The following is a 14,100-nucleotide window of genomic DNA, read 5'->3' as shown; positions in this document are numbered from 1 at the left end:
CTGGTCCTGGCTCACTGGGCGATCTGCTTGATCTCGAACGGAACGGCCTTCTGGGCCTGGTGCGGGTGCGTCGGGCCCGAGTAGACCTTCAGCTTCTTCAGCTGCTGGCGACCGAGCTTGTTCTTCGGGAGCATGCCCCACACGGCCTTCTCGATCGCCTTGCGAGCGTCCTTCTCGAGGATCTCGCCGATCGGGGTCGCCGTCAGACCGCCCGGGTAGCCCGAGTGGCGGTAGGCGACCTTGGTGGTCGCCTTGTCGCCGGAGAGGGAGACCTTCTCGGCGTTGATGACGATGACGAAGTCGCCGGTGTCGGCGTTGGGGGCGTAGATCGCCTTGTGCTTGCCGCGGAGCAGGTTCGCGATCTGGACCGACAGACGGCCCAGGCGGACGTCGGTCGCGTCGATCACGTGCCAGGCGCGCTCGATGTCGCCGGGCTTGGGAGCGTAAGTGCGCACGGGTGTGCCTCTTCGTTCGTTCGGCCTCCGGGACGGTCGCCGCGGAGGTGGTGCCTCATCGTGAATCTGACGAACACGGCCGGCTCCCCCGCTCCTGAAGGGAACGGGACCGGGCTGCCCCCTCGCGGGAGCGGCAGGAATCACGACCGGACAAGGCTACGCGGGCACCACGAGGCGGTCAAAACGCCGTACCACCGCCGCCGCACCGTCGAGCGGGGTGTGGAACGCGCCACGTCTTGGGACACCCGCTTACAGGTTGTCAACCGGTCAGGTTAACGTTGACTTCCGTGACTGATTCTCTCACCGTGCGTGACAACCGCACCGGGGTGGAGTACGACGTCCCGATCATCGACGGCACCATCCGCGCCGCCGATATCGGGAAGATCAAGGCCGCCGATGACGCACCCGGCCTGGCCGTCTACGACCCCGGGTTCGTGAACACCGCTTCGTGCCGCTCCTCCATCACCTACATCGATGGCGACCGCGGCATCCTGGAGTATCGGGGCTACCCGATCGAGCAGCTGGCGGAGAACTCCAGCTTCCTCGAGGTGGCCTACCTCCTCGTCCACGGCGAGCTGCCCAGCAAGGAGCAGTTCGAGCGGTGGGTGCACGAGATCACCTACCACACCTTCGTCCACGAGAACATCAAGGGCTTCATGCAGGGGTTCCGCTACGACGCGCACCCCATGGGCATGCTGATGGCCTCCGTCGGAGCCATGTCGACGTTCTATCCCGACGCCAGCCTCATCGGCGACCCGGACAACCGCCGTCTGCAGATCATCCGGATGATCGCCAAGATGCCGACGCTGGGTGCCTGGGCCTTCCGGCACGCCCAGGGCAAGCCGTACGTCTACCCCGACAACGAGCTGTCCTACACCGGCAACTTCCTCTCCATGCTGTTCAAGATGAGCGAGCCGCGCTACGCCGCCGACGAGCGCATCGAGAAGGCGCTGGACACGCTGTTCATCCTGCACGCCGACCACGAGCAGAACGCCTCGGCCAACGCCGTGCGCGCCGTCGGCTCGACCCAGGTCGACCCCTACTCGGCCGTCGCGGCCGGCATCGGCGCCCTCTACGGCCCGCTGCACGGTGGCGCCAACGAGGCGGTCCTGCGGATGCTCAAGCGGATCGGCTCGGTGGAGAACATCCCGGCGTTCATCGAGGGTGTCAAGAACGGCAACGAGCGCCTGATGGGCTTCGGTCACCGCGTCTACAAGAACTACGACCCGCGCGCGAAGCTGATCAAGAAGGCCTGCGACGACGTGTTCGAGGTCACCGGGGTCAACCCGCTGCTCAAGATCGCGCAGGAGCTGGAGAAGATCGCGCTCGAGGACGAGTACTTCGTCAAGCGCCGGCTCTACCCGAACGTCGACTTCTACTCCGGTCTCATCTACGAGGCTCTGCAGTTCCCGCCGGAGATGTTCACCGTGCTGTTCGCGATCGGCCGCACCCCCGGCTGGCTCGCGCAGTGGCTGGAGCTGACCACGGACAAGGAGCAGAAGATCGCTCGTCCCAAGCAGATCTACACCGGCGCGCGCCAGCTGACCTTCACGCCCGCCTCGCAGCGCTGGGCCTGAGCGTCCGGATGAACGAGGCGCCTCGACGGGCTCGGCGGACGAGCGCCGAGCCCGTCGAGGCGTCGGCCGGCCCCGTCGGGGTCGTCTTCGACTTCGGCGGAGTCCTCATCGACTGGGATCCGGAGCCGGCGGTGGCCGCCGGCGTCGGACCCGAGGAGGCCCGCCGGTTCTTCGCCGAGTTCGACTTCGGGAGTTGGAACCACGCCCAGGACGCCGGTCGAAGCTGGGACGACGCCCTGCTCGAGCTCGAGGCCACCCATCCCCACTTCCTGGCGCATGGCCGCGCCTACCGGGCGAACTTCGACCACGCCCTGCGCGGTGAGGTCCCCGGTACGGCGCAGGTCCTGCGCGACCTGCACACGGCCGGCGTACCGCTCCTCGGGCTGACGAACTGGTCCGACGAGCTGTTCCACGGCTTCGCACCCCAGCGCTTCGACTTCCTCGCGCTCTTCGAGGACATCGTCGTCTCCGGGACCGAGGGCCTGGCCAAGCCCGATCCGGCCATCTACCGCCTCGCGGTCGAGCGCATCGGGCTACCGGCCGGCCAGCTGGTCTTCATCGACGACCGCGCCGAGAACGTCGCCACCGCCCGAGCTCTCGGGATGCACGGCATCGTCTTCACCGACGCAGAGACGCTCCGCACCGCCCTGGCCGACCTCGGACTGCTCCGGCCGCCGTCATGAGCGACGTCGACTGGGACGCCTGGTACGTCGCCGGCTTCACGCCGTGGGACCTGGGCGGCCCGCTGCCGCTGCTGAGCGATGCGTTGGCCACCGGCCTGCTCGGTGAGCCTGGCACGGTGTTCGCCCCCGGCGCCGGCCGGGGCCACGACGCCGGTGCCCTGGCCGCAGCGGGCTGGGACACCACCGTCGTCGACATCTCCGCCACCGCCGTCGACTACGCCACCGAGCACTATCCCGACGTACGCGTCGTGCTCGGGGACGCACTCGACCCCGCCTTCGTGCTCGCCCAGACCGGCGGCCCGGTCGACCTCTGGTGGGACCACACGTTCTTCTGTGCCCTGCCGCCGCAGGTGCGGCCGCGCCTGGCCGCCGTCGCTGCTGCCGTGGTGCGGCCGGGCGGTCTCCTGGCCAGTGGCGTCTTCCCGATCGACAAGCCGCGCGAGGAGGAGGGTCCCCCGTGGTCCTACGCCCCCGAGGACCTCGAGAGCCTGCTCGAGGGCTTCGAGCGGGTGCACACCGGCGAGCCGGTCCACCTCAACCCGTCGTTCTCCTACCACCACCGGCTGGTGATCTGGCGGCGCGGCTGACGCCTCAGGTGATCGCGTCGCTGAGCGCGCCGCGATCGACGTACCACTGCTCGGTGTCCTTGCCCCGGACCAGCTCGGGCCGGCGGCGCACCCACCCGTCCACGATGCGCAGGGCCGTCCCCGCGTGGGTCAGCCCCGGCTGCAGGAACGCCTGCCGACCGGAGCTGCTGCGGATGACCAGTCGCGGGATCGTGCTCGTGCCCATCCGGCCGCGGTGAACGGTGGCATCGCGGAACACGATCTCGGTCATGTCCTCCAGACCGATGGTGTGCCAGCGCAGCACCCGCCGCGTTCGGACCCGGTCCCGGGCGAAGTCCATCCGCAGCCGGAAGACCAGGGCGCTGAGGTAGAAGAAGGCGAACTGGACCGGCCCCATCACCACCCAGAACACGATCTCGCCGCGGGTGCCCGGATCCAGCGTGCTGCGGATCTGCCAGCCGGGGTCACCGGAGACGATCGCCGCTGCGATCCCATACGCGAAGCCGACGTCGAGGAACAACAGGGCGATCAGGGCCGGGGTCTTGGGCAGGAGGTCGTTGCGGACGACCACGACCTCCTCCGGCGCCGGGACCATGACCCCAGCGTTCCCGGCGATCCGCCTGTGTAAACCGCGCCGACGGCGGGTAGGACGCGTCTGGAGGCTCACCAGGAGGAGACGCCATGACCGACATCAAGCTGGACCGCAGCGCGATCGAGCGCCATGCGGCACACCTGCGCACGGCGTCGTCGCAGACGTACGACGCCCACGCGACGGCCGCCGGCATCAACCTCGGCGACGGCAGCTTCGGCCTGATGTGCAGCTTCCTGCCGCCCATCATCAACGCCTGCCATCCCGACCACCTCGGCGTGATCAGCTCGGCGGCCGGGCTCCTCTCGGCCACCGCGGACGCGCTCGAGGCGGCTCTCGACGAGGTGGGCGCCACCGACGAGCAGGTCGCCACCACCATGAACCGGATCGAGTCGCGCCTGGGCGGTGCGTCATGACCGTCACCAGCGCCGACGTCAACAACGCCCTCTCGGGCACCGGCGTCATCAGCGACTACGCGCTCCTGGGCGAGACCCTGCTGCACCAGGACCCGACCGCCGCGCTGATCGCCGCCACGGGCGCGGCCGCTGACACGATCGCCGCTGTCTCCGACCCGATCGGCACCCTGCTCTCGGCCGGCGCCGGCTGGCTGATGGACCACCTCGACCCGCTCAAGAGCTGGCTCAACGACCTCACCGGCGACGCCGCGGCCGTCGAGGCGATGGCCGGGCGCTACGAGGACGTGGGCGGCAAGCTCGGCGACATCCGCGCCGACGTGAGCAGCTGGGTGAGCGGTGACCTCTCCGGGGAGACCGCCGAGCTGTTGGACGCCTACCGCGACTTCGCCCGCGAGACGCTGCTGGAAGCACTGGAGGCGGCCGGGGGCGCGCAGGAGGCGATGGCCTCGGCGGTGGAGAAGGCCGCCGCGGTGGTCGAGGTCGTGCACGGGCTGGTCCGCGACGCCCTCGCCGACCTCGTGGGACACATCCTGACCTGGCTCGGCGAGGAGGTCTTCAGCCTCGGGCTGGCCACCGGCTGGGTGGTCGAGCAGGTCAGCACCCAGGTCGGCAAGTGGGTGGCGAAGCTGTCGGGTGCCGTGCACGGCCTGGTGAGCGTGCTGCACGAGCTGTCCACGGCCGTCAAGGAGCTCGGTCGCGCCGGTGCGACGCTCTCCCGCGCGCTCGACCGGGCCGCCGGCCAGATGGGCCGGCTCGAGCACGCCCTGGACCGCACGGCGCAGAACCTGCACGACGCCAAGGCGCCCTGGCACCCCAAGGACGGCACCGGGAAGCACCGGTCGGAGGAGGAGCCGAGCAGCACCCCGAGCACCCACGACCCGCGGCACGCGATGTCGGCCACCGAGCAGGGCAGGAAGTTCGTCGTCCACGTCGGCGACAAGACCGTGGACATCATGAAGGAGCACCTGCCCACCTGGGTGGTCGCCGAGGGCGCGTACGCCGTGGCCAAGTACGTCGACTCCCACCGCGACCAGTACGGGCTCGGCTGAGCGCCGGCGCGCGGCATCGAGCGGTTTCGGCGCCGATCCGGCCGGGTAGCGTGACGCCCATGAGCCACTTGACGCCCGAGGACGTCCACCGGCGCATCGACCAGGACGTCGCGGCCGCCCAGGAGCGAGCCGCGCTGGCCACGCGGTTCCGGCAGACCGCGGACCAGCTGCGCGGCACCGCCACCGTGGACGGGGTCACCGCCACCGTCGACGCCAGCGGGGCGCTCACCGAGTTGACGCTCCCCGACCGCCTCGAGCACCGCCGCAGCACCGTCCTCGCGGCTCAGGTGCTGCGTGCGACGCGGGCGGCGTACGCGGACGTCACGGCCAAGGTCCAGCAGGCGGCCGGCGAGGCGTTCGGAGCCGACTCCCCGGTGACGGCACGGGTACGTGGCGAGCTCGATCGACGTGCCGAGGTGCTCGCCTCGAGCACCCCGCCGCCCCCGGACAACGTCCTGCGATGAGCAGCGCACTCATCCGGCGGTGGGTCGGCTTCCTGCTGCTGTGCGCGGCCGTCGCGGTGATCGCCGACCTGGTGCTGGTCGCCGCCTCCCCGGTGTGGCGGGACAACCTCCTGATGCGAACCCACCAGGTCGACGCCACCGTCACCGGCGTCACCGACGAGACGCCGACCGCTTCCTGCCGCCGGCACCACCACGTGCAGCTGCGCTGGACCGACGGCGGCTCCGAGCGCACCGGCTACCTGGACGCGTGCGGGCTCACGACCCCGGCCGAGGGCGCCCTGCTCTCGGTGTGGGCCGGCCATGCCGACCAGGTGACGACAGCGGCGCCTCAGCACCTGCTGGTCGAGGAGATCGGCGTGATCGCCGTGTTCGCGACGGTCTTCACCGCCTGGCGGACGTACCGGCTCTCCCGCCGCTCGACCGAGAGCGACGCCGACGCGGGGACGCCCACGGCTGCGTGACGGCGGCGCCCGACGAGGCGGTCAGGGCAGTGCCGGCAACGGCAGCCGGTGCAGCCATGCCTCGAACAGCTCGCCCAGGTCCCGCCCCGCCACCTCGGCGGCCAACGCCTCGAAGTCGGCGGTCGTGACGGTGCCTCCCTCGTGCCGGGCCACCCAGGTGCGCAGCACCCGGAAGAACGTCTCGTCCCCGACCGTCAGCCGCAGCGCGTGCAGGGTCAGGGCACCGCGCTTGTAGACCCGGTCGTCGAACATCAGGGCCGGACCGGGATCGGCGAGCAGCAGATCCTTGCCCAGCCGGTCGAGCCTGGCGTGGTGCCGTCGGGCCTGCACGTCGCACGATTCGTGACCGCCCGCCTCGGACCAGAGCCACTCGGCGTAGCAGGCGAAACCCTCGTGCAGCCAGATGTCCTTCCACGCCCGCAGCGTGACGGCGTTGCCGAACCACTGGTGGGCGAGCTCGTGCGCCACCAGCCGGACCTCCTCCCAGCGCCCGGTGAGGTAGTTGCGTCCGAAGGTCGACAGCGACTGCGACTCCAGCGGGATCTCGAGTGCGTCATCGGTGACCACCGCCGTGTACCGGCCGAACGGATAGGGCCCGAACGCCTCGGTGAAGTAGTCGAGCATCTCCCGCTGGCGGCCGAAGGAACGGGTGTAGCCGGCCAGGGCGCTCTCCGGCACCGCACCGAGGATCGGCGTGCCCTCGCCCTCGTCCTCGACGAGCCGGTAACGGCCGATCTGCACCGTGGCGAGATAGGTCGACATCGGCTCGTCCTGCTCATAGCGCCACGTCTCGCCGCTGCCCCGCCGGGTCCGACCGACCAGGAGGCCGTTGCTCACCACCGTGTAGTTGTGGGCGACCGTCACCGAGATGGCGTACGGCGCCTTGTCGTCGGGTCGGTCGTTGCACGGGAACCACGACGGCGCCCCGTGCGGCTGACCGGCCACGATCACACCGTCGCTGAGCTCCTCCCAGCCGGCGTCGCCGTGCGGAGCCAGCACGAGCGGACGCGGACGACCGGCGTACTTGACCTGGACGGTGAAGGCCTCGCCCGCCCGGAGGGCGCGCTTGAGCGTGAGCACCAGTCGATGGTCGCGATGCGCCCACTTCGCGGGCGGCCTGCCGTCGACGGTGACCTTCTGCACCTGCAGGTAGGCCAGGTCCAGCACCACCCGGTCGGTGTCCTGCTCGGCGACGGCGCGGACCACCGCCGTACCGGCCAGCCGGTTCGCGGCCAGGTCGTAGTCGAGGTCGAGCTCGTAGTGCGTGGCACCCCAGGAGGGGTCGCCGTGCCCGGGCAGGTAGGGATCGGCGGTCGGCAGAGAAGACATGGCTCCCCGAGGCTATCGAGCCGCCGTTCACCCCGTGTTTCGCGGGGGTTGCGGGCGGGAAGTAAAGAGACGACTCCCCCTACGACAAGGACTCCCATGACCCTGCGCACCACCCTCGCCCGCGCGCTCGCGCTGACGCTGCTGGCGGCCCCTGCCGCCGTACTCGCCGCCGGCGGGTCGGCTCAGGCAGCGACCACGAGTGGGACGACCAGCTCCCTGCAGCCCGTCTCCGGCACCGTCGTCTACGGCGGCACCGTCGACCTGTCCGGCCAGGTCAAGGCCGCCGACGGGTCCTACATCGGCAGCGGCTCGGGGACCGTGACGCTCCAGGCGGCGCCCTACCCGTTCACCTCGTGGCGCAACGTGGCCACCGCCTCCTCGCCGACGTACGCCGACTTCTACGACGTGAAGCCGACCATCACCACCCGCTACCGGATCGTCTACAGCGGCTACCGGTCCAGCAGCAATGAGAGCTACACCGCCTCGACCAGCGCCGTGGTCACGGTGCCGGTCGCCCACAGCTTCTCGCTGAAGTCCAAGGGCCTGCACCTGTGGGGCAAGGTCGCCCCCGCCGCGAAGGTCAAGCTCGTCTTCAAGAAGAAGTCGCACGGCAAGTACAAGAAGTGGTTCAAGGTCAAGACCACCAAGAAGGGCAAGTGGAGCACCCACCTGCACGGCGCGGCCGGCACCAAGGTCGAGATCATCCTGCCCGCGACGCCCGGCTACGCCGGAGCCGTGCGCACCGGACGGATCATCTGACCCGCTGCTGACCTCCGATCGGCCCCTGGACCTCCTCGGCCCAAGGGCCGATCGGATTTCCGATCCACAGCGTCTTGTCGGGGAGCGACTCGCCGCGCATCACCAGCGAGACGGGGCCGACGACGCTGTGCCGACCGAGGATGGCGGCCGGCAGGATCACCGAGTTCGGCCCGAGGGTCGCGCCCCGGCGCAGGGTGACCGTGTCGAGGGCGAGCATGCGGTCGTGGAACAGGTGGGTCTGCACGACCGTGCCGGCGTTGACCGTGGCTCCGTCACCGAGGTCGACCAGGTCGGTCTCGGGCAGCCAATGCGTCTCGATCCAGACGCCTCGGCCGATCCTCGCGCCCATCAGCCGGAACCACAGGTTCAGCACCGGGGTCCCGGCGACGGGATGAGCGAACCATGGCGCGGCCAGGACCTCCACGAAGGTGTCGGCCAGCTCGTTGCGCCACACGAACGAGCTCCACAACGGGTGCGTGCCCGGTCGCATCCTGCCCACCAGCAGCCACTTGGCCGCCACCGTGACCAGCGCCGCGACCGCGCCGGCGGCCGCCAGCAGCGGGCCGGCCACCACCAGCGCGACGACGACGTCCGTGGCGTGCCAGCACCGGATGATCAGGTAGCCCACCGCCGCGGGCACGAGGGCACCCAGGGTGGCGGGCACCAGCCGGCAGATCTCGATCACCGCCCGCGCGAGCTTGAGCCGCAGCGGTGGGCGGTAGGTACGGCCTGCGTCGGACTCGGCGGCCGTACGCCGCAGCGGCGCCGGTGGCGAGCCCAGGTAGCTGGCTCCGGCATGGGCCTTCTTGCGTCGGGGTGCGGCGCTGAGCACCGCGACCAGCGACGCCTTCGGCACCTTGCGGCCGGGAGCCGCCATCCCCGAGTTGCCCACGAACGCGCGCTTGCCGATCTTCACCCGCTCCACCCGCACCCAGCCCCCGTGCAGCTCGTAGCCGCCGATCAGGGTGTCGTCGGCGAGGAACGCCTCATCGTTGACCTGGGTCAGGCCCGGGATCATCAGCACTGTCGAGGCCTCGACGTCGTGCCCGATGCGGGCGCCCAACGCCCGCAGCCAGAGCGGGGTGAGCATCGAGGAGTAGAGCGGGAACAGCCACGTGCGGGCGTCGTCGAGCACCCGCATCGTCGCCCAGACCGCCAACCCGGCGGTGCTGCGCACCGCGTGCACGCCCGGCCTGATCAGCGCACCGGCCAGGCGCACCGTCACCAGGATCAGCAGCGCGAGGCCCAGGTAGCCGGCCAGCACTGCCACCGGGCTCCACGCCACCAGCGCCCCGACGTCACCGAGCGAGCCGGGCCGCCCGGCGAGCGCGACATCGACCAGGACACCGGCGGCGATGCCCACGGCGGGGAAGAGGGCGAGCACCACCGCTGCCACGCCGTACAGGCCCACCCACAGCCCGCTGCGATGCACCCGCTCCTCCCACGGCCCGCGGGCGGAGCGGCTGCCACGTGCGGCCGGTGAGCCGGACCAGTACTCGCCGTCGGGCACCGCACCGAAGACGGCGGAACCGGCGCCGATCTCGGCGTCGGCGCCCACGTCGGCACCGGGCAGCAGCATCGACCGCGCGCCGACCCGTGCTCCGGCGCCCACCCGGATCCTGCCGAGATGGACGACGTCCCCCTCGATCCAGAAGCCCGAGAGGTCGACCTCGGGCTCGATCGAGGCCCCGGCGCCCAGTCGCAGCATCCCGGTGACCGGCGGAAGGCTGTGCAGGTCGACGTCGTCGCCGATCCGCGCGCCGAGCAGACGGGCGTACCACGTCATCAGAGGCGCTCCGGCCAGCCCATGGGCGCCGAGCTCGTCCACCGCGTGGGCGGCCAGCCACAGGCGCAGGTGCACCTTGCCCCCGCGGGGGTGATCGCCGGGCTCGATGCCGCGCAGGATCAGCCGGGCCGCCCCGGCCGCCAGCAGCATCCGACCCGGCGGCGTCAGGAAGACCACGACGGCCGGCACCAGCAGCCACGGGCTGGGGTCGGGCAGGCCGATCGCGGCCAGGTCGTCGTCGCGCGCGGCCAACCAGCAGCCCACGGCGAGCCAGGTCAGCCAGCGCGGCGCCGCCAGGCAGCGCACCAGCAGCGTGCCCACGACCTGGCCGAGCTGGGTCTTGACCGGCACCACCGGCACCTCCCGGTCCGAGATCGCGCCGGAGGCGCCCATCGCGTCCAGGTACGCCGCCAGCTCGCCCAGCCGCGGATGGTCGTAGATGTCGCCCATGGCGACCTCGGGATAGCGCGCCCGGATACGGCTGACCATCTGGGCTGCGCTCAGGCTGCCGCCGCCCAGGTCGAAGAAGTCCTCCCGCGGGTCGGTCACGGCTGCCCCGAGCACCTCGTTCCACAGCTCGGCGACCCAGGCCTCGGTCTCGCTCAGTCCCGCCGGCGCGTCCGCCCGGGCGGGCAGCGGCCAGGGCAGCGCGTCGCGGTCGACCTTGCCGCTGGTCCGGGTGGGCAGCGTGTCGACCACGGCGATGCGCGGCACCAGCGCGGCCGGCATCTCGGCCCGGAGGTGGGCGAGCGCGGCGGCCTGGTCGAAGCTCGCGTCGACGGTGACGTACCCGACCAGCAGGCTGTTCCCGGCCTGCGTCTTGCGCACCGCCGCCGCGGCACTGACCACCCCCTGGACCTGGAGCAGCGCCGAGTCGATCTCACCGAGCTCGATGCGGCGGCCGCCGAGCTTGATCTGGTCGTCGGTGCGACCGCCGAACAGCAGGCCCTCGGGGTCGTAGACGACCAGATCCCCCGAGCGGTAGGCGCGGTCCCAGCCCAGCGTCGGCATCGGCGCGTACTTCTCCGCGTCCTTGATCGGATCCAGGTAGCGAGCCAGGCCCACGCCGCCGATGATCAGCTCGCCGGTCTCCCCCTCGGCGACCCGCCGGCCGCTCGCCGGGTCCACCACGGCCAGGTCCCACCCGGCCAGCGGCAGACCGATGCGCACCGGTCCCTCCCCCGTCATCAGGGCAGCGCAGGCCACCACCGTCGCCTCGGTGGGACCGTAGGTGTTCCAGACCTCGCGGCCGGGTGCCTGCAGCCGGGCGGCCAGCTCGGGCGGGCAGGCCTCGCCGCCCATGATGAGCAGCCGCACCTTGGCCAGCGACTCGGCCGGCCACAGCGCGACCAGGGTGGGCACCGTCGAGACGACGGTGATCCGGTTGGCGACGAGCCACGGTCCGACGTCCACCCCGCTGCGCACGAGGGCGCGCGGCGCCGGGACCAGGCAGGCGCCGTACCGCCAGGCGAGCCAGATCTCCTCACAGCTCGCGTCGAAGGCGACGGAGAGGCCGGCCATCACCCGGTCACCCACGCCGATCGGCTCCGCGGTGAGGAACAGCTGCGACTCGGCATCGACGAACGCCGCCGCGTTGCGGTGCGTCACCGCGACGCCCTTCGGCCTGCCGGTCGATCCCGAGGTGAAGATCACCCAGGCGTCGTCCTCCGGCTCCGGGTCCTCGGGCTCTCGTGCGGGCCTGGGTCGCCGTACGTCGATCTGCAGGTCGGCGCCGATCACCGCCGCCACCCCGGCCTCACCGAAGACCGTCCGGGCGCGTTCGTCGGGGTCGTCCGCGTCGACCGGGACGTAGGCGGCGCCGGCGAGCAGCACGCCCAGGATCGCCGTATAGAGCTCGGTGGTGCCGCTGGCCAGCCGGACGCCTACCTTGTCGCCGCGTCCGACACCGGCCCCGTTCAGCTCGACCGCGACGCTCTCGGCAGCCTCCTCGAGCTCGGCGTAGGTGAGCACGCCGTTGGCGGCGTCGAGCGCAGGCTCGTCCGCCGCCTGGGCGATCGTCTCGCGGATGACGTCGACCAGGGTGCGGGGCGAGGGGGCCTCCGCATGACGCAGCAACGGGTCAGGCACAGTCGGACCCTTTCGGGATCAGGTGAACGGAGGGTGACCGGCCCTCGGGTTGCGGCCTCGGTGTCGGCCGCGGGCGCGGTACCCCGCCGGTCCCCATCCTGCCTGTTTGGAGGAGGTGGAAGCATCGGTGGTCCAGGGTCCAGCACCGGGCGGCGTGAGATTGTGGAATCACGCAGCACCCTTTCAGGGAACCATCAGAGATCGCAGGCAGAGTGGACGACATGAACGACTTTCCTCCTCCGTCGGGTGACGACCGACCGGCCGGTGAGCCGACGGGCGAGCAGTTCGAGGAGCAGCGCGCTCAGCAGGCTCCCGAGACGCCCGCCGAGCAGCCCACCGAGCACACCACCGAATCCACACAGCCGCTCTTCGGCGCCCAGCAGCCCTCCCCCTACGGCGGCCAGTACGGCGGCCCCTCGGGCCCGCCGCCGCCCCCGCCGACCCAGCACCTCTTCGACAGCTTCGGTGGCTTCGGCAGCACGGCCGTCGCGGAGAAGCCCGCGACCGCCGCACGCCCGCGTCGACGCAACGCGGGCCTGGTGGCCGGAGCGGTGGCGGCGGCGCTGGTGATCGGCGGCGGTGCCGGCTATGCCGGCGCGGCGCTCTACCACCACAACGACGCCGACAGCGGCAGCGTCTTCAGCTCCTCGGGCACCACCTCCAACATCGCGAACGAGAAGGCCCCGACCGCCAGCCAGGGCACTGTCGAGGCGGTCGCGAAGAAGGTGCTGCCCTCGGTGGTCAAGATCGAGGTGTCCGGCTCCACCGAGGCCGGCTCGGGCTCCGGCATCATCCTCAGCTCCGCGGGCCTCATCATGACCAACAACCACGTGGTCGAGATCGCCGGCAAGACCGGCACCATCAAGGTCGACTTCAACGACGGCTCGCAGGCCAACGCGACGATCGTCGGCACCGACCCGCTGACCGACACAGCGGTGATCAAGGCCAGTGGCGTCTCCAACCTGACGCCCGCCACCATCGGCAAGTCCGGCCAGCTCGCCGTCGGCCAGAGCGTCGTGGCGATCGGGTCGCCGTTCGGCCTGGACTCCACCGTGACCTCGGGCATCGTCAGTGCGCTGAACCGGCCGGTGAACGTGGGCTCGGACAGTGACGGCAACGCCACGGTCTACCCCGCCATCCAGACCGACGCGGCCATCAACCCGGGCAACTCCGGTGGTGCCCTGGTCGACCTCAACGGCAACGTGGTCGGCATCAACGCCTCCATCCGCTCCACCACCTCCTCCAGCGACGAGGAGGCCGGCTCGATCGGCCTCGGCTTCGCGATCCCGGTCGACGAGGTGATGCCGATCATCGAGCAGATGATCAAGGGTCAGACGCCTACCCACGCCCGGCTGGGCATCTCGGTCGCCGACGTCCCCTCCACCACCAGCGGCTCCAGCGGCTCGGGCCAGAGCGACGGGTCCGGCGGCGGGTCCGGTGACGGCTCCGGCGGTGGCTCCGAGGGCCTGATCCCCGGCTTCCCGGGCTTCGGCGGGTCGGACGGCTCCGGCGGCTCCGGCGGGTCGGGTGGCTCCGGCGGCTCCGGCGGCTCGGGCGGCTCCGGCGGCGACAGCGAGTCCGATGTCTTCACGACGCTCGGCGCGCTGGTGAAGTCGGTCAACAAGGGCTCGGCGGCAGCCGACGCCGGCATCAAGGAGGGCGACATCATCACCAAGGTCGGCGAGCACGTGATCGCCGGCTCGGACTCCCTGGTGGCCACCATCCGCGCCTACCGCCCCGGCGACAAGGTCACCGTGACCTGGACCGACAGCGGCAAGACCAAGAGCGCACAGATCACCCTCGACTCGGACGCCTCGACCTCCACTTCCTGAGCCGTCCGTCTCAGGCGGCCCCGCAGCTAACTCCTTGGGCTGCGGG

13 protein-coding genes are annotated in these 14,100 nt (G+C 71.4%); 9 read left to right on the top strand and 4 right to left on the bottom strand.

What is annotated here, in order from left to right:
• Positions 1 to 11: 11 nt before the first annotated feature.
• Positions 12 to 455, bottom strand: a complete 444-nt coding sequence (rplM, locus tag P5P86_RS05395) for a 50S ribosomal protein L13 (protein ID WP_280610268.1) — start codon at positions 453 to 455, stop codon at positions 12 to 14.
• Positions 456 to 742: 287 nt separating this feature from the next.
• Here rplM and P5P86_RS05390 point away from each other — a divergent pair, with 287 nt between their 5' ends.
• From P5P86_RS05390 to P5P86_RS05380, 3 genes are read left to right on the top strand one after another with little or no spacing between them, the layout of a single operon-like run.
• Positions 743 to 2,032: a citrate synthase gene (locus tag P5P86_RS05390; protein ID WP_280610267.1), complete on the top strand. Its 1,290-nt coding sequence runs from the start codon at positions 743 to 745 to the stop codon at positions 2,030 to 2,032.
• Between the two features lie 8 nt (positions 2,033 to 2,040).
• The gene (locus P5P86_RS05385; RefSeq protein ID WP_280610266.1) at positions 2,041 to 2,715 is read left to right on the top strand and encodes an HAD family hydrolase; all 675 of its coding nucleotides are present in this window, start codon (positions 2,041 to 2,043) and stop codon (positions 2,713 to 2,715) included.
• Complete coding sequence (locus tag P5P86_RS05380; RefSeq protein WP_280610265.1) at positions 2,712 to 3,302, top strand: methyltransferase domain-containing protein; 591 nt, start codon at positions 2,712 to 2,714, stop codon at positions 3,300 to 3,302. The genes P5P86_RS05385 and P5P86_RS05380 overlap by 4 nt, the downstream gene beginning before the upstream one ends.
• A 4-nt stretch (positions 3,303 to 3,306) precedes the next feature.
• Here the strand turns inward: P5P86_RS05380 and P5P86_RS05375 are convergent, their stop codons facing one another.
• The gene (locus P5P86_RS05375) at positions 3,307 to 3,876 is read right to left on the bottom strand and encodes a hypothetical protein (protein ID WP_280610264.1); all 570 of its coding nucleotides are present in this window, start codon (positions 3,874 to 3,876) and stop codon (positions 3,307 to 3,309) included.
• A gap of 86 nt (positions 3,877 to 3,962) precedes the next feature.
• Between P5P86_RS05375 and P5P86_RS05370 the strand changes: the two genes are divergently transcribed.
• The 4 genes from P5P86_RS05370 to P5P86_RS05355 are packed head-to-tail and all read left to right on the top strand — an operon-like array spanning position 3,963 to position 6,260.
• On the top strand, positions 3,963 to 4,286 hold the full coding sequence (locus tag P5P86_RS05370; protein WP_280610263.1) for a hypothetical protein: 324 nt from the start codon (positions 3,963 to 3,965) through the stop codon (positions 4,284 to 4,286).
• The gene (locus P5P86_RS05365; protein WP_280610262.1) at positions 4,283 to 5,335 is read left to right on the top strand and encodes a hypothetical protein; all 1,053 of its coding nucleotides are present in this window, start codon (positions 4,283 to 4,285) and stop codon (positions 5,333 to 5,335) included. Before P5P86_RS05370 ends, P5P86_RS05365 begins: the two co-directional genes overlap by 4 nt.
• A 59-nt stretch (positions 5,336 to 5,394) precedes the next feature.
• Positions 5,395 to 5,799 (top strand): YbaB/EbfC family nucleoid-associated protein, encoded by a 405-nt coding sequence (locus P5P86_RS05360; protein ID WP_280610261.1) that lies wholly within the window; start codon positions 5,395 to 5,397, stop codon positions 5,797 to 5,799.
• On the top strand, positions 5,796 to 6,260 hold the full coding sequence (locus P5P86_RS05355; RefSeq protein ID WP_280610260.1) for a hypothetical protein: 465 nt from the start codon (positions 5,796 to 5,798) through the stop codon (positions 6,258 to 6,260). Before P5P86_RS05360 ends, P5P86_RS05355 begins: the two co-directional genes overlap by 4 nt.
• A gap of 21 nt (positions 6,261 to 6,281) precedes the next feature.
• On the opposite strand, the gene P5P86_RS05350 is transcribed toward P5P86_RS05355, so the two are convergent.
• Positions 6,282 to 7,589 (bottom strand): M1 family metallopeptidase, encoded by a 1,308-nt coding sequence (locus tag P5P86_RS05350; RefSeq protein WP_280610259.1) that lies wholly within the window; start codon positions 7,587 to 7,589, stop codon positions 6,282 to 6,284.
• Positions 7,590 to 7,685: 96 nt separating this feature from the next.
• Between P5P86_RS05350 and P5P86_RS05345 the strand changes: the two genes are divergently transcribed.
• Entirely contained in the window at positions 7,686 to 8,348 is a 663-nt protein-coding gene (locus P5P86_RS05345; RefSeq protein WP_280610258.1) for a hypothetical protein, read from the top strand.
• On the opposite strand, the gene P5P86_RS05340 is transcribed toward P5P86_RS05345, so the two are convergent.
• Positions 8,341 to 12,222 carry a Pls/PosA family non-ribosomal peptide synthetase gene (locus P5P86_RS05340; protein ID WP_280610257.1) on the bottom strand — a complete coding sequence of 1,294 codons (3,882 nt, stop codon included), beginning with the start codon at positions 12,220 to 12,222 and terminating at the stop codon, positions 8,341 to 8,343. The two genes, P5P86_RS05345 and P5P86_RS05340, sit on opposite strands and share 8 nt — an antisense overlap.
• Positions 12,223 to 12,443: 221 nt before the next feature.
• On the opposite strand from P5P86_RS05340, the gene P5P86_RS05335 reads away from it, so the two are divergent.
• Positions 12,444 to 14,054 carry a S1C family serine protease gene (locus tag P5P86_RS05335; RefSeq protein WP_280610256.1) on the top strand — a complete coding sequence of 537 codons (1,611 nt, stop codon included), beginning with the start codon at positions 12,444 to 12,446 and terminating at the stop codon, positions 14,052 to 14,054.
• Positions 14,055 to 14,100 lie beyond the last annotated feature (46 nt).

Origin of the sequence: Nocardioides sp. BP30 (assembly GCF_029873215.1) — a bacterium.
Taxonomy (GTDB): Bacteria; Actinomycetota; Actinomycetes; order Propionibacteriales; family Nocardioidaceae; genus Nocardioides.
Note: the sequence above shows the minus strand (reverse complement) of the source record. Positions and strands in the feature narration are given on the sequence as shown.

Bases quoted from the DNA above. Each gene is read 5' to 3' on its own strand.
- P5P86_RS05365 (WP_280610262.1), top strand. From the start codon at position 4,283: ATGACCGTCACCAGCGCCGACGTCAACAACGCCCTCTCGGGCACCGGC.
- P5P86_RS05385 (WP_280610266.1), top strand. From the start codon at position 2,041: ATGAACGAGGCGCCTCGACGGGCTCGGCGGACGAGCGCCGAGCCCGTC.
- P5P86_RS05345 (WP_280610258.1), top strand. From the start codon at position 7,686: ATGACCCTGCGCACCACCCTCGCCCGCGCGCTCGCGCTGACGCTGCTG.
- P5P86_RS05350 (WP_280610259.1), bottom strand. From the start codon at position 7,589: ATGTCTTCTCTGCCGACCGCCGATCCCTACCTGCCCGGGCACGGCGAC.
- P5P86_RS05355 (WP_280610260.1), top strand. From the start codon at position 5,796: ATGAGCAGCGCACTCATCCGGCGGTGGGTCGGCTTCCTGCTGCTGTGC.
- P5P86_RS05375 (WP_280610264.1), bottom strand. From the start codon at position 3,876: ATGGTCCCGGCGCCGGAGGAGGTCGTGGTCGTCCGCAACGACCTCCTG.
- P5P86_RS05370 (WP_280610263.1), top strand. From the start codon at position 3,963: ATGACCGACATCAAGCTGGACCGCAGCGCGATCGAGCGCCATGCGGCA.
- P5P86_RS05360 (WP_280610261.1), top strand. From the start codon at position 5,395: ATGAGCCACTTGACGCCCGAGGACGTCCACCGGCGCATCGACCAGGAC.
- P5P86_RS05335 (WP_280610256.1), top strand. From the start codon at position 12,444: ATGAACGACTTTCCTCCTCCGTCGGGTGACGACCGACCGGCCGGTGAG.
- P5P86_RS05380 (WP_280610265.1), top strand. From the start codon at position 2,712: ATGAGCGACGTCGACTGGGACGCCTGGTACGTCGCCGGCTTCACGCCG.